General features: G+C 38.1%; 22 protein-coding genes. 16 read left to right on the top strand and 6 right to left on the bottom strand.

Annotated elements, in window-relative coordinates; translation table 11 throughout:
• Positions 1 to 9 precede the first annotated feature (9 nt).
• The 3 genes from cls to pepF all read left to right on the top strand — a co-directional run bounded on the left by cls (position 10) and on the right by pepF (position 4,825).
• Complete coding sequence (cls, locus tag JN080_RS17390; RefSeq protein WP_305474217.1) at positions 10 to 1,521, top strand: cardiolipin synthase; 1,512 nt, start codon at positions 10 to 12, stop codon at positions 1,519 to 1,521.
• Positions 1,522 to 1,624: 103 nt separating this feature from the next.
• Positions 1,625 to 2,821 carry a competence protein CoiA gene (locus tag JN080_RS17385; protein WP_256237252.1) on the top strand — a complete coding sequence of 399 codons (1,197 nt, stop codon included), beginning with the start codon at positions 1,625 to 1,627 and terminating at the stop codon, positions 2,819 to 2,821.
• Between the two features lie 183 nt (positions 2,822 to 3,004).
• On the top strand, positions 3,005 to 4,825 hold the full coding sequence (gene pepF / locus JN080_RS17380) for an oligoendopeptidase F (RefSeq protein ID WP_256237251.1): 1,821 nt from the start codon (positions 3,005 to 3,007) through the stop codon (positions 4,823 to 4,825).
• 508 nt (positions 4,826 to 5,333) lie between these two features.
• On the opposite strand, the gene JN080_RS17375 is transcribed toward pepF, so the two are convergent.
• From JN080_RS17375 to JN080_RS17360, 4 genes are all read right to left on the bottom strand, one after another.
• Complete coding sequence (locus JN080_RS17375; protein ID WP_256237250.1) at positions 5,334 to 6,200, bottom strand: ClpXP adapter SpxH family protein; 867 nt, start codon at positions 6,198 to 6,200, stop codon at positions 5,334 to 5,336.
• A complete protein-coding gene (locus JN080_RS17370; RefSeq protein ID WP_256237249.1) occupies positions 6,197 to 6,604 on the bottom strand; it encodes a globin domain-containing protein in 408 nt (135 codons plus the stop codon). Before JN080_RS17370 ends, JN080_RS17375 begins: the two co-directional genes overlap by 4 nt.
• 150 nt (positions 6,605 to 6,754) lie before the next feature.
• The gene (locus tag JN080_RS17365) at positions 6,755 to 7,357 is read right to left on the bottom strand and encodes a lytic transglycosylase domain-containing protein (RefSeq protein WP_256237248.1); all 603 of its coding nucleotides are present in this window, start codon (positions 7,355 to 7,357) and stop codon (positions 6,755 to 6,757) included.
• A 287-nt stretch (positions 7,358 to 7,644) separates the two neighbouring features.
• A complete protein-coding gene (locus tag JN080_RS17360) occupies positions 7,645 to 8,217 on the bottom strand; it encodes a CYTH domain-containing protein (protein WP_256237247.1) in 573 nt (190 codons plus the stop codon).
• 127 nt (positions 8,218 to 8,344) lie between these two features.
• Between JN080_RS17360 and JN080_RS17355 the strand changes: the two genes are divergently transcribed.
• Genes JN080_RS17355 through JN080_RS17340 form a run of 4 tightly spaced genes read left to right on the top strand, consistent with a single transcriptional unit; the run spans position 8,345 to position 11,131 of the window.
• Positions 8,345 to 8,704 (top strand): UPF0738 family protein, encoded by a 360-nt coding sequence (locus JN080_RS17355; RefSeq protein ID WP_256237246.1) that lies wholly within the window; start codon positions 8,345 to 8,347, stop codon positions 8,702 to 8,704.
• 24 nt (positions 8,705 to 8,728) lie between these two features.
• Positions 8,729 to 9,367, top strand: a complete 639-nt coding sequence (gene yjbM / locus JN080_RS17350) for a GTP diphosphokinase (RefSeq protein ID WP_256237245.1) — start codon at positions 8,729 to 8,731, stop codon at positions 9,365 to 9,367.
• A 48-nt stretch (positions 9,368 to 9,415) separates the two neighbouring features.
• Positions 9,416 to 10,216: an NAD kinase gene (locus JN080_RS17345; RefSeq protein WP_256237244.1), complete on the top strand. Its 801-nt coding sequence runs from the start codon at positions 9,416 to 9,418 to the stop codon at positions 10,214 to 10,216.
• A 21-nt stretch (positions 10,217 to 10,237) separates the two neighbouring features.
• Positions 10,238 to 11,131 (top strand): RluA family pseudouridine synthase, encoded by an 894-nt coding sequence (locus JN080_RS17340; protein WP_256237243.1) that lies wholly within the window; start codon positions 10,238 to 10,240, stop codon positions 11,129 to 11,131.
• A gap of 74 nt (positions 11,132 to 11,205) precedes the next feature.
• Here JN080_RS17340 and prpE read toward each other — a convergent pair whose 3' ends face one another.
• A complete protein-coding gene (gene prpE / locus JN080_RS17335; RefSeq protein ID WP_256237242.1) occupies positions 11,206 to 11,946 on the bottom strand; it encodes a bis(5'-nucleosyl)-tetraphosphatase PrpE in 741 nt (246 codons plus the stop codon).
• Between the two features lie 123 nt (positions 11,947 to 12,069).
• Between prpE and JN080_RS17330 the strand changes: the two genes are divergently transcribed.
• The 8 genes from JN080_RS17330 (at position 12,070) to spoVIF (ending at position 18,009) form a co-directional block, all read left to right on the top strand.
• A complete protein-coding gene (locus JN080_RS17330; RefSeq protein ID WP_256237241.1) occupies positions 12,070 to 13,923 on the top strand; it encodes a monovalent cation:proton antiporter family protein in 1,854 nt (617 codons plus the stop codon).
• A gap of 90 nt (positions 13,924 to 14,013) precedes the next feature.
• Entirely contained in the window at positions 14,014 to 14,781 is a 768-nt protein-coding gene (gene fabI, locus JN080_RS17325) for an enoyl-ACP reductase FabI (protein WP_256237240.1), read from the top strand.
• Positions 14,782 to 15,029: 248 nt separating this feature from the next.
• Positions 15,030 to 15,497: a sporulation protein gene (locus JN080_RS17320; RefSeq protein ID WP_256237239.1), complete on the top strand. Its 468-nt coding sequence runs from the start codon at positions 15,030 to 15,032 to the stop codon at positions 15,495 to 15,497.
• A gap of 14 nt (positions 15,498 to 15,511) precedes the next feature.
• Positions 15,512 to 15,988 carry a stage V sporulation protein AC gene (gene spoVAC, locus JN080_RS17315; protein WP_256237238.1) on the top strand — a complete coding sequence of 159 codons (477 nt, stop codon included), beginning with the start codon at positions 15,512 to 15,514 and terminating at the stop codon, positions 15,986 to 15,988.
• A complete protein-coding gene (gene spoVAD / locus JN080_RS17310) occupies positions 15,989 to 17,014 on the top strand; it encodes a stage V sporulation protein AD (RefSeq protein WP_256237237.1) in 1,026 nt (341 codons plus the stop codon).
• A 4-nt stretch (positions 17,015 to 17,018) separates the two neighbouring features.
• Positions 17,019 to 17,375: a stage V sporulation protein AE gene (gene spoVAE, locus JN080_RS17305; protein WP_256237236.1), complete on the top strand. Its 357-nt coding sequence runs from the start codon at positions 17,019 to 17,021 to the stop codon at positions 17,373 to 17,375.
• Positions 17,376 to 17,506: 131 nt separating this feature from the next.
• Positions 17,507 to 17,629: a YjcZ family sporulation protein gene (locus JN080_RS17300; protein ID WP_256237235.1), complete on the top strand. Its 123-nt coding sequence runs from the start codon at positions 17,507 to 17,509 to the stop codon at positions 17,627 to 17,629.
• A gap of 122 nt (positions 17,630 to 17,751) precedes the next feature.
• Positions 17,752 to 18,009 (top strand): sporulation-specific transcription regulator SpoVIF, encoded by a 258-nt coding sequence (spoVIF, locus tag JN080_RS17295; protein ID WP_256237234.1) that lies wholly within the window; start codon positions 17,752 to 17,754, stop codon positions 18,007 to 18,009.
• A 66-nt stretch (positions 18,010 to 18,075) separates the two neighbouring features.
• On the opposite strand, the gene JN080_RS17290 is transcribed toward spoVIF, so the two are convergent.
• Entirely contained in the window at positions 18,076 to 20,370 is a 2,295-nt protein-coding gene (locus JN080_RS17290; protein ID WP_256237233.1) for a UvrD-helicase domain-containing protein, read from the bottom strand.
• Between the two features lie 118 nt (positions 20,371 to 20,488).
• On the opposite strand from JN080_RS17290, the gene JN080_RS17285 reads away from it, so the two are divergent.
• The gene (locus JN080_RS17285; RefSeq protein ID WP_256237232.1) at positions 20,489 to 20,740 is read left to right on the top strand and encodes a hypothetical protein; all 252 of its coding nucleotides are present in this window, start codon (positions 20,489 to 20,491) and stop codon (positions 20,738 to 20,740) included.
• Positions 20,741 to 20,979: the final 239 nt, after the last annotated feature.

Raw genomic sequence — 20,979 nt, 5'->3', positions numbered from 1 at the left:
TGAGTAATTCTGAAAAATACAGTTAGGGTTATTTTATTTCTGGTGATTGTAAGTTTCCTTGTATTTGTTTTTAAGGATGACTTGCAAGGTGGGATTTTTAGTTATTTAAGTTTATTGATCACGCTTTCCGTTATCTTTATCGGATTTGTTATTTTCCTTGAAAATCGCCATCCAACACAGACATTAACATGGTTAGTGGTATTAGGAAGCTTCCCGCTTGTGGGATTTATTTTTTATCTGCTGTTTGGACGCAGTTACCGGAAGGAACGGATGTATAAAAAAAAATACTTCCTTGATAAGCAGGCCTTCTTAACAGTAGAAGGTGAAAATAATCCAAGAAGTGAGGAAAAAGCAGTTCAGTTCGGGATTCAACAGAGCAGATTATTTACATTGGCACAAAAACTTGGGAATAGTCCAATATCCTTTGATACAGCAACAAAAACATTAACAAATGGAGAGGAAACCTTTTACCATATACTTAAGGAATTGAAAAAAGCAAAACATCATATTCATCTCGAATATTATATTATCCGCAATGACCATATTGGAGAGCAGATAAAAAATATCTTAATCGAGAAAGCGAAACAAGGGGTTAAGATTCGCTTTATGTTTGATGCTGTTGGGTCATGGAAGTTATCCAAAAAATATATTGCGGAACTACGAAATTCTGGAATAGAAACAGTTCCATTTGGACCAGTTAGGATGCCGTTTTTGAATAGTAAGTTTAATTTTCGCAACCATCGGAAGATCATTGTTATCGATGGTAATGTGGGGTTTGTCGGTGGTTTAAACATTGGGGATGAATATTTAGGAAGGGATAAACAGATTGGATTTTGGCGGGATACTCATTTGATGTTAAAAGGGGAAGCAGTTCGAACGCTCCAGCTTATCTTTTTGCAGGATTGGTATTATATGACAAATTACAGCTTTTTAACAGCGGAATATTTGTCGCCTCAGTCAAGTGATAAAAGTCATGGCGGTGTTCAATTAATTGCAGGTGGACCGGATAATGAGTGGAGTGTTATAAAAAATATTTTCTTTGCGATGATCACCTCAGCAAAAAAATCCGTTTGGATTGCTTCACCCTATTTCATTCCTGATGAGGATATTTTCTCAGCAATCAAAATAGCAGCTTTAAGTGGAGTTGATGTCCGGTTGTTAGTACCCAATCGTCCTGATAAACGGATTGTTTTTCATGCTTCCCGCTCTTATTTTCCTGAACTTCTCGAAGCAGGTGTAAAGGTTTATGAGTATCAACGAGGCTTTATGCATAGCAAAATCGTCATTGTTGATCATGAACTTGCGTCGATCGGTACTTCTAATATGGATATGCGCAGCTTTCATCTAAATTTTGAGGTGAATGCTTTCTTATACCGTACAAAAAGTACGCAAAAATTGGTTACAGAATATCTAAATGATCTAAAGGATTCGGAACAACTGGATCTGGAGATATTCAGAGAAAGGAATTTAGGAATCCGGTTGCTAGAGTCGACTGCAAGACTTTTATCACCACTTCTATAGGTTTACCTTAGCGGATTCAAAATTATGAACCGCTTTTTTTTATTTTCGGAAGGATTTTCATTATGATGAACCGAAATGTATGAAAAGGGTGGTGAGCAGTAATATGTTAATGGCAAAAACGAAAAATGGAAAAAAGGTTTGTCTTGGTTACCCATTCAAGAAAGAAACCCTGGTAGCACTTCGACAGAAAGAGGAATTTTTTTGCCCGATTTGTGAGGAGAGGGTGATTCTTAAATTAGGGGAAAGGAAGATTTATCATTTTTCTCATAAGAAGGGTGGAAACTGCCGTGACTTTTACGAAAATGAAACGGAGTACCATATGGAAGGAAAACTTAGGCTTTATCAGTGGCTAAGGCAGCAAAAAGTTCCGGCGGTACTGGAGTTTTATGATCGTGAAATTCAGCAGCGGCCAGATATTCTCTTTTATGATAACGGCCGAAAATACGCATTAGAGTTTCAATGTTCAACCATTTCTGAACAATTGTTTAAAAAGAGAACGGAAAACTATTTTTCTCACGGTTATACACCATTATGGATTATTGGAGGCAATAATCTGAAGGAAAAACTTCGCACTGAAAGCTTAACCAACTTCCACTATTTATTTTTGCGCCGGACCAAGGATGGTCAATTATTTATCCCCAGCTTTTCCCCAGATCAAAATATAATTACAATCCTTTATTCAATCTTCCCGTATTCCATAAAAAATGTATTTCTTAAAAAAATTGCAAATCCAATTGAAAAAGTAAAGCTTGCAGCTTTGTTAGAGCCAAAATTAGTGCCAAAGTTGAATGTAGATCAATGGATATCCGCCAGTGCAAAGTATAAACTGAATTGGTCTGTATATCCCAGCGTCCACCAGAGACGTTTTTTTACTGAAGTATATAACAATCGCCTTAATTTCTTTTTGTTTCCCCCTGAAATTGGTCTGCCGGTTCCCCATGGATTATACTTTCAAACCCCTCCATTTATATGGCAAGCTTATTACTATCTTGATGTTTTGCGAAATAAGCTTCCTGGAGAATATATTAGTATACAGCAAATAGAAAGGAGTTTGGCAAAGCGAATAAAGAAAAATGAAATTGTCCCTCGACAATTTCCTCAGATACAAAAACATAAACCATTAGAAGCTTTTATCGACTATACCCGCTTGTTAGAGAAGCTTGGCGTGTTAGTGAAAAAAATGAACAATTTTTATCAAGTACAAAGATGCTTGGATATCCCTCTAACGAATCGGGAGAAGGAACTACTAACCCTTCAATTTTTCACAAAAAATCGCCAAATCTTTGAAAAGAATAAATGAAAGAAAGCGAATGGGTATAATAAAAAAGGATATGTTATCAATTTTAAAGGGCTGCAGGGGATAAGTGGAGAATATATAATGACTATCGATTTTCTTAAGGCTAGAATCGTTTTTTCCTTTAGTTTTGAATAATTGATATAAACTAAAGGGGAAAAAATTTTTTTCAATGAATGGAGGATGTATATGACAAATGAAGCTGCAGTAAAGTCACTTCCTGCTAGAAGTGAAATTCCAACAGAAGAAACGTGGAAATTGGAAGATATTTTTCCAAGTGATGAGGAATGGGAAAAAGAATTCCAGGAAGTTAAAAACTTAATCCCAGAAGTAAAGAAGTTCGAAGGAAAGCTTGCTGAAAGTGCTGATACACTCTTTCAAGCTCTTCAGAATCAAGACAAGCTGCTTGAGAGAATTGGAAAACTTTATGCTTATTCACATATGAGATATGACCAGGACACTACGAATTCATTTTATCAAGGCTTGGACGACAGGATGAAGAATCTGTACTCACAGGCTGCAAGCCAACTAGCCTATATTGTTCCTGAAATTCTTTCCATTGACGAAGGAAAAATAACTGACTTTTTAAAGCAAAAATCAGAATTACAATTGTATAAACATGCTCTCGAGGAAATCAATTTGCAAAGGCCGCATGTTCTTTCTGCAGAGATGGAGGCATTATTAGCTGAAGCAGGAGAGGTCATGAACGCTTCAAGCAATACATTTGGGATGTTAAACAATGCGGACTTGGAGTTTCCTTCGATTAAAGATGAAAATGGAAACGAAGTCGAGGTTACCCATGGGAGATACAGCCGTTTTCTCGAGAGTGCAGACGGGCGGGTTCGGCATGACGCCTTTAAAGCAGTTTATGATACCTACGGACATTACCGAAATACCTTTGCAAGCACATTAAGCGGTAACGTGAAAAAGGACAATTTTAATGCGAGGGTTAGAAAGTATAGCTCTGCAAGGGAGGCTGCATTGTCTTCAAACAATATTCCAGAGAGTGTTTATGATAACCTTGTTCAAACAGTTAATGAAAATCTTCCTTTATTACAGCGTTATATTAAACTGCGCAAGAAGGTGTTAGGTCTAAACGAACTGCATATGTATGATTTATATACACCGCTTGTTAAAGATGTGAAAATGGAAATTAAGTACGATGAAGCAAAGGAGATTATTTTAAAAGGTCTTGCACCATTAGGAGAAGAATACTTACAAGTTTTAAAAACTGGCTTTGAGAATCGCTGGGTGGATGTTCATGAAAATAAAGGGAAACGCAGTGGCGCCTATTCATCAGGTGCATATGGAACAAATCCGTATATCCTCTTGAACTGGCAGGATAATGTGAATAACCTGTTTACGTTAGTCCATGAATTTGGGCATTCTGTTCATAGCTATTTCACTCGTAAAACGCAGCAGTATCCATATGGTGATTATTCTATTTTCGTTGCTGAGGTTGCTTCAACCTGCAATGAAGCATTATTAAATGATCATTTATTAAAGACAATTGATGATGAGCAAAAACGGATTTATTTGTTGAATCATTATTTAGAAGGCTTTAGGGGCACGGTGTTCCGCCAAACAATGTTTGCTGAGTATGAGCATTTAATCCATCAAAAAGCGCAAAATAACGAAGCCTTAACAGCAGATTTGTTAACAAGCGAATATTATGCTTTAAATAAAAAGTATTATGGTGAGGAAGATATCGTTATTGATGAAGAAATTGGTTTAGAATGGGCGAGAATCCCTCATTTTTACTACAATTATTATGTCTATCAATATGCGACCGGTTTCAGTGCTGCAACCGCATTAAGTAAGCAGATTTTAGAAGAAGGCGATCCAGCAGTCAATCGCTATATTAAAGAATTCTTAAGCGCTGGAAGCTCAGATTACCCAATCGAAGTGCTGAAGAAAGCTGGGGTTGATATGAATAGCTCCGAACCAGTCAGAAATGCCTGCAAAGTGTTTGAAGAAAAGCTAACCGAAATGGAACAACTGTTATCTTAATAGGGGGGCAGACTGCTATGGCAGTCTGCTTTATTAAAGTCCCTTAAACTTACTTTGATGATTAATCATCATAAAAAAGAGGAGAAATGAACTAAACAAGAGCGGGGTACTTAGCAGCAGGGGGAATGAATCTAACATTGCCAGCAAATGAAGAAAGAAAGAGCATAGGATAAAAAGTAACATCGCGAAAACTTTAAGTTTCCTCAATTTAATTTTCCACCTTTACCTATAATGTGTTTCCATTTCTATTGTATAATTCTTCTTCCTAATTTATGAATTTGACAATATTGTGAAATGAAACACAAGGCTGTTGAATCCTCTATGTTCCCATGTTATAGTATGTACGTGAAGTTGATCACAACAAACATATACCCCTTTGTTTGACCGTGAAAAATTTCTCCCATCCCCTTTGTTCGTATATTTATAGAAAAAAGACCCTAAGCACCGTTTGCTGGGGTCTTTTTCATTTAAAAAAGAATAAACAGCCTGATCCTTTACGTACTGATGGCTATTCCTCTATATATCTCCAGAATTTTCCGTTTCTTGCGGAGATTTGTTCGACTTTTTGTTTTAACAGTAATTTTTTCATTTCACGTTCTACTTGAGCAATCGACATGTTATAAACAGTTGCAATATCCTGGGATGCAACAAGTCTAAAAAATTTAATAAAAGCTTCTAGTGGTGGCGGCGATGATTGGTGTGGCTGCTCGGAAAGCATCTCCTCGAGAATTTGGACATAAATTTCATAAGGATACACACCAGCTATTTTAATTCCTTCTTCTTCAGCATTTTCATTAAAGAAAACGAGAGTGGGAATTTCATGAACATCCATTTCAGAAGTGATTTTTAAATCACACTGGAATGCTTTAGCAGCACTTTTTGAATGAATATCTGAAATAAACTCATCAACATCTAATCCTGCCTTATCGGCACATTCCTGTAAAACTTCAAAGTTGGTAATATTTTTCTTTTCCAAAAAAAGGATCTCTTGAAATATCCGCAAAAATCGGTTTCCTGCTTTTCTTCCTTGTAATTCTGCCGCCTTTATCGCAATTGAGGCAATAAATGGAGAATGGACAGGATTCCCCAACCAAATCTCCTTATCACAAGACCACCCTGCACTTGTTGTTTTTTCTAAAGAATCTATTCGATTGTCGCACTTCTTTTTTTTCCTTACATTTAAATCTGCTAATTTCCCATTTAGCACATGTTTTAGAGAAAAGTATCGTCCGTATTCGATTTGCAGTTTCTTTAAGATTGGCTCAAGCGCCCAGCATTCGGCACAAACAGGGTCAATAAAAAAGTATATTTCCACAGGCTTTTTATCGCTGCCAAAACAATGATGAGCGGTAAACAATTGATCTTGGTTCTTCACAGATTGTCACCAAGTAAGTCTTGATCATCTGGAGTATTAATCATGTGCTGGGCAGTTAAATAAAGCCGGGAATAAAATTCATCTTTGATGGGACCCTCTAAACCAACCCTTTCGATTGCTTGACGCATGCAGGATAACCAAGCATTTGCCCGTTTTGGAGTAACCGGAAAAGGCATGTGACGTGCACGCAGCATTGGGTGACCATGTTCTTCGGTGTATATGGGCGGACCACCTAAATATTGTGTTAGAAATTGCTTTTGTTTTCTTGCAGTTTCTGTTAGATCGTCTGGGAATATAGGAGAAAGATCAGGATGTTGTCCAACCAAGCCGTAAAAAGTGTCAATAAGACGGTGCAAGTTTTCCTCACCGATGGCATCAAATGGTGTGGTATTTTTCTCGATCATGTTGATTACTCCTTTATTTTGTGTCTATATCATTATTTTAGCAATGCCCCTTTTATATCTCAAATAAATAGCCTCTAAAAAGCTATTTTGTAATATTCTAACCTATTCTATAACACAAATAACCCCTGTTACAGAAACAGGGGGGAGGACTTAGCTATAATAAGAGTCAGTGATTTTTTGAACATAGTTTGCAGTTTCCTTAAATGGGGGAATTCGACCGTATTTATCCACGTTAGCAGGCCCTGCGTTATAGGCTGCAAGGGAAAGTTCAAGGTTGCCATCATACCTATCAAGCATTTGTTTTAAGTATTTACTGCCGGCGAGGATGTTTTGCTCTGGATCAAAGACATCATTAACACCTAGAGATCTAGCTGTTGCCGGCATTAATTGCATCAAGCCTGAAGCACCAGCTTTACTGAGGGCATTCGGATTAAAGTTTGATTCATGCTGGATAACGGCCTTAATTAATTTTGCTGGTAAGTCGCATTGTTGAGAAGCTTGATTGATCAATTGATCCATATCACTAGTTGTATTTAATAAGGACAGCGGTGGCAAAGAGGTCATAGCGATCGGACTTACTGTCGATACTGGGGAACTGTTCAGCGGTTTCGAAAATTCTGCTCTTTCATCGTCTGTAAGAATCTCGTTTAATATATCTTGAAACATGGAAGTCTCATTAGCTGAAGTATTGTTTGTGCTGAAGTTTTGTACGGCCTTTAAATCCAACATAGCTCTAAGTTTATCGATATTCATAAACCAGTTCCCCCTATCATTTTTATTTAATTTGAACTTTGACAACTGTCTGACTCTATCACCCAGCGACTAGTGTATTTCGCCCCTCTCCCTACGATAAGTCAAGCACGAATGCGCTTGCGCTCTTCGTGTTTCCTTTGCCGCGTATTAACGGGAAGTAGATTCTCAACTGCCCGTAAAAACCCGGTGGGTCAACTAACAATCAGCGAGAGAAAAACATTCGCTGATTGAAGGTTCGCCTTATCTCAGTCGATATGGCCCCAGTCCTGTCGTGCGCTAAACGGGCGCTATCGCTTTTCTTCATAAAACCGCTGGATTTTATTCTTTATTTTCCGTTGAGGGATGTTATGCTGCTTAAGAAACTGTAAAAATAGTTTCTGACCGTCTTGATAATTTTCTACTTCGTATTCTAACTCATAATCCTCTTTATTTAAATAGAAACTATGGTCTAGAACTAACAGACCTTCTTTATAGGAAAATTCAGCTCTTTTGGTTAAAAGTGATCCGAAATACTCCATTTTTGAAAAAGGAATATCTAGATTTGAGATTAGCTCATTTATACTTCCATTAGGAAGTTTGCCTGTTGTAATAGCAAGGGTCGCTTCCTCGATTGACAATCGTTGATTTGTTTCGAGTAATCCATCTTGAAATGGCTGCTTTAACGTTAATTCATAATCCCCACCCTTTTGGCGTATCCGTAATGCAGACCCTTTATCCTTTAACAAAAAATCTGATGTATCAAAATAATGATTTTCCTGCGAAAAAATATCGTTTTCAGGAATGTGATAAAAATGAATCAGCATTTGATATTCTTCTTTGGTAAGCATATTCTTAAATTCAATTTCAAGGTTTTGTGACAAAGGGTTTTCATTCCTTCCGGTAAAATAATCTAATGTTCTTATTCTTAATTATAAAGGTATAAAGCAATCCTTGGGAGAATGGAGCGAATTATGTTAAAATAAGAGAGTAAATCTGGGAGGTTTTCGAATGAATAAAACAATTAAAATAGATGCAGCGCAAATAGAAAATAATCGTTTACATTTAATCACAAGTGAAGCTATTACTGGTTTAATTCCAAGAGAGCATATCCTTGTGGATTCAGACCATTTTTCATTTATTTACTTAATGGAAGGTCATGATGATTATACATATATCGTACTACCCGAATCAATATGGTCAACACTAAAGGAATCTGTCATTAATAAATTCCCTGCTATGGTCATTTCCGAAGAGGAACAAATTGAATTAATTGCCTTTCAAGAAGAATTGGAATATGTCATTAACAATATTAAAGGGAATGGAAATTACGGAGATGAAATGGTCGGAAAAGTAGAGCAGATATTTTAAGCTATCTTAAGGGTTGGGGTGTAAATGATATATTGGGATAAGTTCTTAGCCCCTTATAAACAAGCGGTTTCAGAACTAAAGGTAAAATTGAAAGGAATGCGGGGCCAATTTGAATTGGCTTCCTCCCATTCACCGATCGAATTTGTTACGGGCAGAGTAAAACCAATTGCAAGTATACTTGATAAGGCGAATGAAAAAGGAATTCCACTAGATGAATTAGAAACTGAAATGCAAGATATTGCCGGTCTAAGAATGATGTGTCAATTTGTAGATGATATTCGCTCTGTCGTGGATTTACTAAGAAATCGAAATGATTTTGAAATTGTTGAAGAAAGAGACTATATCTCTCATAAAAAAATCAGTGGCTATCGGTCCTACCATGTTGTAATCCGCTATCCTGTCCAAACGATTCATGGAGAGAAGAAAATATTAGCTGAAATTCAAATTCGTACACTGGCAATGAATTTTTGGGCCACGATTGAGCATTCACTGAATTATAAATATAAGGGCGCCTTTCCTGAGGACATTCAAATGAGGCTGTTGCGGGCTGCTGAGGCTGCATTTAGATTGGATGAGGAAATGTCACTTATCCGTGGTGAAATACAGGAGGCACAGGCTTTTTTTACACAAAAAAAAGAACTAAAACAAAAGGATAACAGTTAATAATCGATGTAAAAAAGCAAATGATATAAAAATAAGGAGTCAACGAAAATGAAGTTTGCCATTACATCAAAAGGGGACCAGAAGTCAAACACGTTAATGCAGAAAATAAGAAGCTATTTACAAGATTTTGAACTCATTTATGATGAGGACCAACCGGAAATTGTGATTTCCGTTGGCGGGGATGGAACACTACTATATGCATTCCATCGTTATGCAAGTCGTTTGGATAAAACAGCATTTGTCGGAATCCATACCGGACATCTTGGCTTTTATGCGGATTGGACATCAGAAGAAATTGAAAAATTGGTGATTGCGATTGCCAAGACTCCTTTTCAAGTAGTTGAATATCCTCTTGTAGAGGTAATTATTCGCTACCAGAATGGCGGGAAGGAAGCACGATACCTAGCCTTAAACGAATCAACTGTAAAAAGCGTAGAGGGAACATTAGTGATGGATGTGGAAATTCGAGGTGAGCATTTCGAACGGTTTCGCGGTGACGGCCTTTGTATTTCCACCCCATCTGGAAGTACCGCTTATAATAAAGCTCTTGGCGGGGCGATTATTCATCCATCGATTTCAGCAATCCAAGTTGCGGAAATGGCATCCATTAACAATAAAGTGTTCCGGACAGTTGGTTCACCGCTTATTTTACCAGCACATCATACGTGTATGTTAAAACCTGTCAATCGGGATGATTTTCAAGTTGGAATCGACCATTTGACCTACCTGCATAAAGACGTAAAATCAATCCAGTTTCGGGTCCCGGAAGAAAGAGTCCGGTTTGCACGTTTTCGGCCATTTCCATTTTGGAAGCGGGTCCACGATTCATTTATTTCAGATTCGGATTAAATCTATTATGGAGTAATCAAGATGTCCTCACGTTTTAGCCTTAAATGGGTGATTGATCAAAAGAATGTTGGAAAACTAATCAAAGATTTTCTAAAAGAACAAGATATTTCTCGAACTGCTTTAACAGATATTAAGTTTAAAGGCGGGGCGATCCTCGTTAATGAACAAGAAGAAAATGTTCGCTACAAGCTTCAGCAGGATGATTTATTACGCTTATATTTCCCGCCTGAAACCCCGAGTAAAGGGCTAGGCGGGGAGAACATTCCATTAGAGATCATTTATGAGGATGACTATTTGCTTGTCGTAAACAAGCCTCCCGGTATGAACACCATACCTTCAAGGGAACATCCAACGGGAAGTCTCGCAAATGCCCTTATTGGTTATTATAAAAGAAAAAGGATAACAGCAACCTCACACATCGTAACCAGACTCGACAGAAATACATCCGGACTAGTCTTAATTGCTAAGCATCGTCATGTCCATCATTTATTTAGTGAAGCACAGAAGCGGGGCGAGGTTAAAAGGACGTATGAGGCCTTTGCAAGTGGATGTCTCAGCCCCGACTGCGGCAAAATTGAGGAACCAATAGGCAGAAGAACAGACAGTATTATTGAAAGAGAAGTGCGTGCAGATGGACAATATGCCTGCACCCACTTTCGTGTCCTGGGACGCTATGGTGGGTTTACTGACATTGAACTGCAGTTGAAGACAGGTAGAACCCATCAAATTAGGGTTCATATGGCTTTTTTAGGTCACCCGTTACTAGGTGATGATTTATATGGCGGTGATAAAGTAGTAATTGAGCGCCAGGCATTACACTGTAAACAGCTCCAATTTATTCATCCATTTCAAATGAGTGAAATGAAGTTCTCTGTACCGCTTGCAGAGGATATGGAAAAGGTAAAACAAAGCTGACCAACATAAAGTGTTGGTCAGCTTTGTGCTTCATTTGGGTTTTACCTTTGCCAAAATTGATGTTTACTATTTTGTTAGGCAAATTCCTTAAATTTTTCGGCTACATATGGCATAGTAGAAGGGACGGAAATGATTTCCATTTCGGGGTATCTTAAAGCGGAGAGCTTGCCTCCAAATACAGCTCCCGTATCAATATTATAGGTATTGTTAACCTTCCTAACTTCTTTTACAGGGGTATGGCCGTATACAATCCAGGCGTTGCCTGTATACTCTTTTGCCCAGTCCTTTCTAACGGGGGTACCATCGGGATTAGTTTCACCCGTAATGTCACCATAGAGGACAAATGTTTTGACTTTAGAATTTGTTTTACCTAGATATTTCTCCTTTATTCCAGCATGGGCGATGATCAGCTTTTGGTCATCCAGTGTTAAATAAAGCGGTGCTTTTTCATAGAGCTCCATAAATTGATGTCGAACCTTTTGCTGATCTTTTTTGGTTAATTCTACGTATTCTGCTACAGTAGTTTCAAGTCCATGCTTAGTCTGCACCTTATTGCCGATAAAATAGCGATACAACTTGTTACAATGATTTCCCGGGGTATAATAGGCCTGCTTTTGGTCAATAACCAACTTCCAGACAATATCAATTATTTTAAGTGATTCAGGGCCCCGATCAGTTAAATCACCTACAAATCCTAGGCTGCGCTGTTCGGGATGAATCGGAATACCCGTCTCCCATTTATAGCCAAGCTTTCGAGTTAGGTCTTGAAATTCTCTTAAACAACCATGTATATCCCCAATAATATCAATTTTCAAGTTAAACCCTCCTTAAATCCAGTTTGTTTATTTTTGTTTTGTTTCTTTTTTTATATCTATTATTTCGTGGTCATGAATAAGTTATTATTTATTACGTTACCAAAGAAGGGAGAAGTGGACCTCATGGATCAGCATGCATCTGTTATTTCCTTACTTATTGTTGTCACAGCTGCATTTGTTACACCTATTATTCTACACCGTTTAAAGTTGGCCTTTATCCCGGTTGTCGTCGCTGAAATCTTGATGGGACTTATAATCGGTAAGAGCGGGTTTGACGTGGTCCGTGATGACACGTGGCTTGGAACCCTCTCCACGCTGGGATTTATCTTTTTGATGTTTTTAAGTGGTCTTGAAATTGATTTTACGGTTTTTTCAAATAATAAAAAGGGGAGACCCCTTCCAAACAGTAAAAAAGAACCCAATTCTTTTCTGGCTTCCGGTTTTATTTTTGCAGGTATTTTTGTTATTTCTTTAGGATTGTCAGTTTTATTTGTTTGGGCTGGATTTATTCAAAATGCTTTTTTAATGACGATGATCATATCAACCATTTCTTTAGGAGTCGTCGTTCCAACGATAAAAGAAGCCCACATTAGCAAAACGGTAATCGGCCAAATTATTTTATTGACAGCGGTTATCGCTGATTTAGTCACAATGATCCTGCTTGCTGTTTTCGTATCAATCCAGGAAAGCGGAAAGGGGAATACATGGCTGCTGCTTGTCCTTTTTGCAGGAGGGGTATGTCTATATTTTATAGCGAGAGGATTTAAAAATCGGGCATATATTGAAGCCTTATCAACGAGTACTGTTCAAATTGGTACAAGGGGAGTATTCACGCTTATTATTGTTTTAGTTGGTCTGTCTGAAAAAGTGGGTGCCGAGAATATTTTGGGTGCCTTTCTTGCCGGAGTTCTTGTTTCCTTGCTATCTCCCAATCAGGAACTGCTTCATAAGCTGGATTCCTTTGGCTATGGATTTCTAATTCCTATCTTTTTTGTAATGGTTGGCGTAAATCTTAATTTATGGGTGCTTTTAAGTGATCCCAAGCTAGTATTGTTAATTCCTCTTTTGCTTTTAGCATTGTTTATTTCTAAGCTGGTCCCGGTGTATCTACTAAAAATTTGGTATGATACGAAGACTGTTGTAGCCTCTGGCTTTTTATTAACATCCACCTTATCACTTGTAATTGCAGCTGCCACAATAGGCGAAAGAATGAAAATTATTACCTCAAAGATGAGCGGTACATTAATTTTAGTAGCAGTTATTACTTCAATTTTTTCTCCGATTGTCTTTAAAAAGCTATTTCAAAAAACAGAGGCACTAAATAAAAAAAGTAAAGTTGTTTTCTTAGGTGCCACTCAGATAACCCTGCCAATTTCAAGGGAGCTAATGTCTGGATTGTATGATACTATGGTTTATCATAAGAAAGTAGAAAATTCTGATGTACAAAGTGCAAATTCCTTATTTGAAGTGATTGAGATCCCCGATTATTCTCTTGAGTCCATTGAAAAAACAGAAGTAAAGCATGCAGATGTGGTTGTTATATCTACTGGAGATGAAGAAGTTAATGCAATACTTGCTGTAGGTGTAAAGGAATCGGGAGTACCTAGAGTCATTACCCGGATTGAAAGTCCGGATTTAGAAAAAAGCCTTAGCGAGCAAAAGGTAGAAGTATTTTCTTCCTTTTTTTCAACAAAAGTATTGCTTAGAGCCCTTATAGAATCACCGAGTGTTATCAATATTTTTACCAATCAGGAAAATGCCTTATATGAAATTCAAATGCAAAACGAGCAGTATGACGGGATGCTATTACGCCGGTTTCCATTCATTGGCGATACCATTTTTGTCAGGATTTTTCGCGGAAAGGATTCGATTGTCCCGCATGGGGATACAGAATTAGAACTGAATGACAGGTTGGTTGTAACTGGTTCTAAAGAGTATGTTGATGAATTAAAAAGAGAGCTGGAATTTGGGGATTAATGTTTGGATGGCTGCTGCTTTTCATTTTTTGCCCAATAGTGTAAAATTAGTACCAAGTACTATAACTTGTTATTATAGGAGGCATACTCAATGCTATCATTAGCTGGAAAAACATTTGTCGTTATGGGTGTTGCAAATAAACGCAGTATCGCTTGGGGTATAGCACGTTCTCTCCATCAAGCAGGAGCAAGACTCATCTTTACATACGCAGGCGAAAGGATTGAAAGCAGTGTTCGCGAGCTTGCAGATTCCCTGAAAGCTGATAATACGCTTGTTTTACCATGTGATGTCACGAATGATGAAGAAATAGCCCAATGCTTCGCAGCAATAAAAGACGAAGTTGGTGTCATTCATGGCATTGCCCACTGTATTGCCTTTGCAAATAAAGAAGAGCTAAAAGGTGAATATGTAAACACATCCCGGGAAGGCTTCCTGTTAGCGCAAAATATTAGCTCTTATTCCTTAACAGCAGTTGCCAAAGCAGCAAGAGGGTTAATAACTGAGGGCGGAAGTATTGTAACGTTAACCTATTTGGGAGGCGAACGTGTTATTGAAAACTACAATGTCATGGGTGTAGCAAAAGCTTCACTTGATGCAAGTGTCCGGTACCTTGCCGCAGACCTTGGCAAAGACGGGATCCGAGTTAACTCGATTTCTGCTGGTCCAATCCGAACATTGTCTTCAAAAGTAATTGGCGAATTCAATTTGATTTTAAAAGAAATTGAAGCAAAAGCTCCACTTCGCCGCGCAACAACTCCGGAAGAGGTTGGAGATACTGCTGTTTTCTTATTTAGTGATTTATCCCGTGGAATTACCGGAGAAAACATTCACGTTGATTCAGGATACCATATTGTTTAAAAACTTTTTGTTAGTACTCAAAGTAGAATTTTGAATAACCAGTTTCAATTGTATGATAATCGTCTATCCCTCCAAGGATAGGCGATTTTTTGTGCCTTCATAACCAAAAAATCCCATTAATGGATTTGGCTGATAAAGTTCTTGCGCAAGGAGAAATTAATAACTGTACATATATTAGGACCGATTGTTGAAATATAAAAACAACAAATATCTAATCCTAAAAACAAGAATGTTTGGAAGGTGGAAAAATGACCGGACGATTTTTACAGATTCAAATTATTGCGGCAATTTTTGTTTTGTTGGCCGCATGTGGGCAAAATCATGGCAATGAAAGTAAAGGTGCACTTCTGAAGACAACCAATCCAGCTCCAATTACGATTGGCACAAGTAAACCAAGCCATGTTGAGAAAATTAAGAATGATGTCAGCTCCTTTCCAGAAGTGTATGATGTGGCAGTAATGAAAGGGAAAAAAGATACACTTGTCGTCTATAAAGTGAAACATATGAATCGATTCAGAATGAAAGCGATTGAAGCAAAAATAAACAAATTCCTGGAAAAAAGATATCCAAAGGAAAATTTCAAAGTCTCAAGTGATTATAAAATTTTTCTGGAGGCAGTAAGACTAAAAGAAGCGATGAAGACCAAGGATCTTTCAAAAAAGGAAGCAGAAAAACAACTGCAAAAAATTATTAAATTAAAAGATGAAACAACATAAGGAGGAAAATAGCTATGGCAAGCAAACAAAAAAATTTAACTCCGCAGCAGCAAAATTATCAACAGCTTCAAAAAAAGTATGAAATTAAACGCCCAATCCTTAAAAATTGTGTCAAAGCCTTTTTTATTGGAGGGTTAATTTGTGTAATTGGTCAGGCAATTAGTTATTTTTACATTTACTTTTTTAATTTTACCGAGCAGACAGCTGGAAACCCGACAGTTGCAACAATGGTCTTTTTGGCGATGCTGCTAACAGGCTTTGGTGTATATGATCGATTGGCCCAGTTTGGGGGAGCTGGCAGCGCTGTTCCGGTGACAGGCTTTGGAAACGCAGTTATATCCGCAGCAATTGAGCACCGTACCGAAGGCTTTGTTCTTGGGGTTGGCGGGAATATGTTTAAGTTGGCTGGATCGGTTATTTTATTTGGAGTATTTGCTGCATTTGTTGTTGCATTAATCAAAACATTATTGGGGATGTGGGGGGTTTTGTAATTGTTAAAAGGACATCAATCCTGGGTCTTCCAAAACAGGCCAATGATCGCTGCGACGGGTGTTTCAGGCGGCCCATTTGAAGCAAACGGCAACCTTGTTAATGATTTTGATATCTTGCATGAGGATTTATGGATGGGGATGGATTCATACGAGAAAGCACACAGAGTTTTGATCGAGGAAGCGATGAAAACAGCCTTAAATAAAGCGAAAATCCAAAAGGAACAGGTGCAATTTATATTTGCCGGCGATTTAATTAATCAAATTACGCCAACAAGCTTTGCAGCCAAAACGCTTCAAATTCCATGCTTTGGTCTTTTTGGGGCATGTTCTACCTCGATGGAGGGTTTGGCATTGGCCTCCTTTGTCGTTAATTATCAGGGGGCAAAATATGTATTGACTGGCGCATCGAGCCATAATGCGGCAGTGGAAAAACAATTTCGTTATCCTACCGAATATGGTGGCCAAAAGCCGCCAACGGCACAGTGGACTGTGACAGGTGCCGGGATTGCTCTAGTTTGTCCTAATGATTCTTCAAAACAACACCCTGTCGTCCGAGCTGCGACAATTGGTAAAGTAATTGATATGGGATTGACTGACCCATTTAATATGGGCGGAGCAATGGCCCCTGCTGCTGCAGACACGATCATGGCTCATTTTCGTGATTTGCAAATCGACCCATCCTATTATGATTTAATTGTAACTGGCGACCTTGGAAAAATAGGAAATGAAACTGCCTTTGAACTTATTCAACGAAGCGGACTAAAAGTGAAAAAAAGTCAATTTCAAGATTGCGGTTTAATGATTTACAAGGAAGATCAGCCTGTTCAAGCGGGGGCAAGCGGCGCAGGCTGCTCCGCCACTGTTTTATATGGACACTTATTAAATCAGATGAAGAAAGGTGTCTATAAACGCATACTTGTATGTGCTACAGGGGCATTATTGTCTCCATTAACCTTTCAGCAGAATGAAAGTATTCCATGTATTGCCCATGCAGTAGCCATTGAAACCAATGGAGAAGAGGGGTGATCCAATGTTAGCGATGTTTTTTTGGGCGTTTATCATCGGCGGAATCATTTGTGTCATTGGTCAGTTGCTAATTGATGTTGCCAAGCTTACGCCAGGACATACATTGAGCTTACTTGTAGTTGTAGGTGCCGTTTTAGGTGGAATTGGCCTTTATGAGCCATTGATCAACTTTGCCGGTGCCGGGGCGACCATCCCCATTACTAGTTTTGGTAATTCTCTTGTTAATGGCGCAATGCAGGAAGCCGATTTGCACGGAATTGTCGGAGTATTAACAGGAATGTTTGAAGTAACAAGCTCCGGTATTTCTGCAGCAATTATTTTTGGGTTTATCGGTGCACTTGTTTTTAAGCCAAAGGGGTAAATGAAGCGGACTTAAACTTATAAATAGAGGGATATTTGCCAATTTTCTTGATGTACGGTTGCTTGCCTATACACTTTTACAAGCCTTCTCATATCTTATTTATGAGACTAGATAAGTGAGGTGACTGACTTATGTTCTGCGGATATGGTTATGGCGGCTACGGTTATGGCGGCGGCTTTTACGGCGGTTCAACATTTGTGTTAATCGTTGTATTGTTCATCCTATTAATTATTGTAGGTGCAAGCTTCTATTAATAGCTGCTTGAACTAACAAAAAGGGTTGGCTAAAATTGGCCAGCCCTTTCTACATATATCACTTCACCAATCTTCACTTCCTTCATACAATATAGTAATTGATAAAGGGAGTGAATCTTAAAATGGATAATGGTTTTTTTAAAAATATAGAAAAGAAAACGGGCGTAAACATGAAAGATATTTTTGATTTAGCCAATTCTTTACAAAACGCCAATTTTAAAGATGAAAAAACAGTTAGAAATGTCATACGCAGAGTATCACAAATTGCCAATAAACCAGTGAGCAAAGAAGTAGAAGATCAACTTGTAAAATCAATCGTTAATGATGGCAAGCAGCTTGATTTTAATACAATCACAAAAATGATGAATAATAAAAAGTAAGACCGATTTCCTAGGCTTGGAAACAGGTCTTTTTTTTAGCTAATTGAATGTATACTGAAGCATACGTTATCCTTTTTTAACGTCTTTTTTTAAAGGTAACAAAAAGCGGGAGGCTTTCGCTTTTTTGCCCCGCCTTTTTTCGGGAATGGACAGATAGAGGTGCTTCTTAGCCCTTGTTACAGCAACATACAAAAGCCTTCTTTCTTCTTCAATAGCTGAAGTATCCCCATTGTTTAAAGCAAAATCATGTGGAAGGCTGCCGTCGACAGTGCCAATAATATAAACGGTATTATATTCAAGACCTTTAGCCCGATGGATCGTGCTAAGAGTGATAGCGTCTGGAAAGTGTTTCCCCAGGTTTTTAATTTCCTTATTCATCGATGACATATGAGCAGCATGTTCTAATAAGTTTTTGATCGAATCAAAGTTTTTAGCTGCTACCTTTAAGTCCTTAATATCATCCGATCCTTTTTCGAGTTTGCCTGCTTCATCCCCCTTTTTTTTCAGAAAGTCTTGAAAGCCAATGTCTTTTTCAATTGTTTCTATAGCTGAAAGTGGGGATGAATATTTCAATGTTCGAGTCAATTCAACAACTTTCTTTACCTTCTTTTCCTGAAACTTATGGGCTGTTTTCAAGTGGGCAAGTGCCTCTAGCAAGCTGCAGTCACTTAAAATGCTGTTTGCCTTAATATCATTTAGAGCAGATTGCTTTAAAAATAAGGACGGCAGCATATCGCTAAGGGCATGTACATCGTCTTCATTCAGGCTTATTTTTAAAAAGGCTAGTATACTTTTAACAGTTCGCCTGTCATAAAATGATTCTGCATCTGAGTCAATCTTAAAGGGAAGATTCGAATTAGCGAGCCGTTCAAAAATTGCCCTCGAACCGGCATGTGTCCGGAATAAAACGGCAAAATCGGATGGGATTGACCCTTTTGCTATTTTCTCCTGAATATCGGTTACGATCATGGTTGCTTCTTCTTCTTCGTCATAAGGATAGAAAAGGACTGGAGGCATACCCAGCGAAAATTGGGCATTCATTTTTTTGGCTCGTCTTGTTTTATTCAGCCTAATAATTTGATTCGCTGTTGTGACAATTTCATGTGATGAACGGTAGTTTTGGTCGAGTGTAATTATTTTTGCAGATGGAAAATCCTTTTCAAATGAAAGTAAATAGCTTGGATCACTGCCGCGAAAGGAATAGATAGATTGGTCATCATCACCAACGGCACAGACATTTTGATTTATTCGCGAAAGCAGTTTGATTAACTCATATTGTACCTTATTGACATCTTGGAATTCATCAATTAAAAAATAGCTAAAACGCTCTTGATACTGTTTTAGTAATTCTGGTGAAGAAAGGAACAGCTTATAGCAGCCAATCAACATATCATCAAAATCAAACAGATCAGCATTGGCTTTATATTCTTCATATTTTCGGTATAAAAAAGCTACTTTTTTATCCCAATCAGAAGCAGTCTTTACTTCATGAGGCAGGATTAGTGAGTTCTTCCAAAATCCAATTTGCTGGAGAGCCAAATCAAAGGCAAACTCTTTTTCGCTTAGATCAATCTCTTTTCCCGCTTCTTTTAAAATCCGATCACGCTGCCAATCCTTTTTCAATAGTTTAGCAGCATTCCATTTATCACGTGAGTGGAACATAAGGATTCGATAAAAAATACTATGAAATGTACCGGTGACAAGCTGTCCGACTTTTCCTTTATTCACTTGCGGGTATGAAAGTAAGCGATTTTTCATTTCATTCGCTGCTTTTGAAGTAAAGGTAACAAGCATAATCCTTCGTGGATCAATTTTATTAGCTTCAAGCATAAAGGCCGTTCGAGCTGTTAAAACCCTGGTTTTGCCACTGCCCGCCCCGGCCAGTACTAACAGTGCTCCCTCTGTTCTTGTGACAGCGATAGACTGACTTTCGTCCAAATGCACACCTTGTTCTTCCAATTGCTTGAGGTATATTGGTTGATTAATTTGCTCAATTGACCTATTTTTAAGGGAGAAGGGTATTCCGGAATCTATGATTTTAACTGCTTTAAAAAGCTCACTTGTCAATTTATCCTCTACGATGGTTCTTCCTTGTGGAATCTGAAAGCCATCCCGTTCAACAATGTGTTCTTCAACATCTTCTTTTTTGCTGCTAGGAATTGCATCAGGACATTCTTTTCCAACTAAGTGTATATGGAAAAAGTGAGGGGATTCATGGATCCCAAGATAAAAACGAACCTTTTCCTGGCAGGCAGGGCATGAAAGTTCACCATTTTTTCCAGCATTATATATTTTTTGATAGTCTTGTCGTTTAAGTTGATCAATTGTAAGTATTCTGTTTTGATAATTTGCTGTTTTCATTTTTTCCCTCATCTATATATGTGAAATCCGATAGTTTCTATCTTATCATATAACAGAGTGATAGGTTTGCTTTTTGGCATATAAAAAATTGGCAGAGATGGGAAAGGAAGTGTCTTGAATGGGCTATATACCTCCAGTTCAACCCAACCAATACCAGGAATATCAAAATCGAATAAGAGCAGTGAAATCCAGTTACAGTCGAACGGTCAGGGTCGATAAGTTAAAACGAGCCTATTTATTTCAACTTGAAGTTCCAATAAATAAAAAAGTCTCACCCAAGAGTAAACATACTAAGCAACCGGAGAGGGATGCAGAAAAGGTCTATGCCTTTTTAACGGGAATAGGGGGAAATGTTAATGAACGTATTTAACCAAAAAGCACTTGCCCGTAATTCTGGACAAGTGCTTTTTGCTTATCTAGGAAATTACAAAATAATAACCTGTTGATAACTTTGAATGAGGTAATCAACGTCTAGCTACATCGCCCAGCGACTAGTGTACTTCGCCCACCTCCCTACGATAAGTCAAGCATGAATGCGCTAACTCTCTTCGTGTTTCCTTTATCTCAGTCGGTGTGCTCCAGTCCTGTCGTGCGCTAAACGGGCGCTTG

The organism is Bacillus sp. EB600 (genome assembly GCF_024494385.1).
Taxonomy (GTDB): domain Bacteria; phylum Bacillota; class Bacilli; order Bacillales; family Cytobacillaceae; genus JAEVLT01.
Note: the sequence above shows the minus strand (reverse complement) of the source record. Positions and strands in the feature narration are given on the sequence as shown.

Excerpts from the sequence above, each read along its gene's own strand:
- JN080_RS17345 (WP_256237244.1), top strand. The coding sequence starts at position 9,416 with ATGAAGTTTGCCATTACATCAAAAGGGGACCAGAAGTCAAACACGTTA.
- fabI (WP_256237240.1), top strand. The coding sequence starts at position 14,014 with ATGCTATCATTAGCTGGAAAAACATTTGTCGTTATGGGTGTTGCAAAT.
- spoVAC (WP_256237238.1), top strand. The coding sequence starts at position 15,512 with ATGGCAAGCAAACAAAAAAATTTAACTCCGCAGCAGCAAAATTATCAA.
- JN080_RS17285 (WP_256237232.1), top strand. The coding sequence starts at position 20,489 with ATGGGCTATATACCTCCAGTTCAACCCAACCAATACCAGGAATATCAA.
- yjbM (WP_256237245.1), top strand. The coding sequence starts at position 8,729 with ATGATATATTGGGATAAGTTCTTAGCCCCTTATAAACAAGCGGTTTCA.
- JN080_RS17365 (WP_256237248.1), bottom strand. The coding sequence starts at position 7,357 with ATGAATATCGATAAACTTAGAGCTATGTTGGATTTAAAGGCCGTACAA.
- JN080_RS17330 (WP_256237241.1), top strand. The coding sequence starts at position 12,070 with ATGGATCAGCATGCATCTGTTATTTCCTTACTTATTGTTGTCACAGCT.
- JN080_RS17355 (WP_256237246.1), top strand. The coding sequence starts at position 8,345 with ATGAATAAAACAATTAAAATAGATGCAGCGCAAATAGAAAATAATCGT.
- JN080_RS17370 (WP_256237249.1), bottom strand. The coding sequence starts at position 6,604 with ATGATCGAGAAAAATACCACACCATTTGATGCCATCGGTGAGGAAAAC.
- JN080_RS17300 (WP_256237235.1), top strand. The coding sequence starts at position 17,507 with ATGTTCTGCGGATATGGTTATGGCGGCTACGGTTATGGCGGCGGCTTT.
- JN080_RS17290 (WP_256237233.1), bottom strand. The coding sequence starts at position 20,370 with ATGAAAACAGCAAATTATCAAAACAGAATACTTACAATTGATCAACTT.
- spoVAE (WP_256237236.1), top strand. The coding sequence starts at position 17,019 with ATGTTAGCGATGTTTTTTTGGGCGTTTATCATCGGCGGAATCATTTGT.
- JN080_RS17340 (WP_256237243.1), top strand. The coding sequence starts at position 10,238 with ATGTCCTCACGTTTTAGCCTTAAATGGGTGATTGATCAAAAGAATGTT.
- spoVIF (WP_256237234.1), top strand. The coding sequence starts at position 17,752 with ATGGATAATGGTTTTTTTAAAAATATAGAAAAGAAAACGGGCGTAAAC.
- JN080_RS17320 (WP_256237239.1), top strand. The coding sequence starts at position 15,030 with ATGACCGGACGATTTTTACAGATTCAAATTATTGCGGCAATTTTTGTT.
- JN080_RS17385 (WP_256237252.1), top strand. The coding sequence starts at position 1,625 with ATGTTAATGGCAAAAACGAAAAATGGAAAAAAGGTTTGTCTTGGTTAC.
- pepF (WP_256237251.1), top strand. The coding sequence starts at position 3,005 with ATGACAAATGAAGCTGCAGTAAAGTCACTTCCTGCTAGAAGTGAAATT.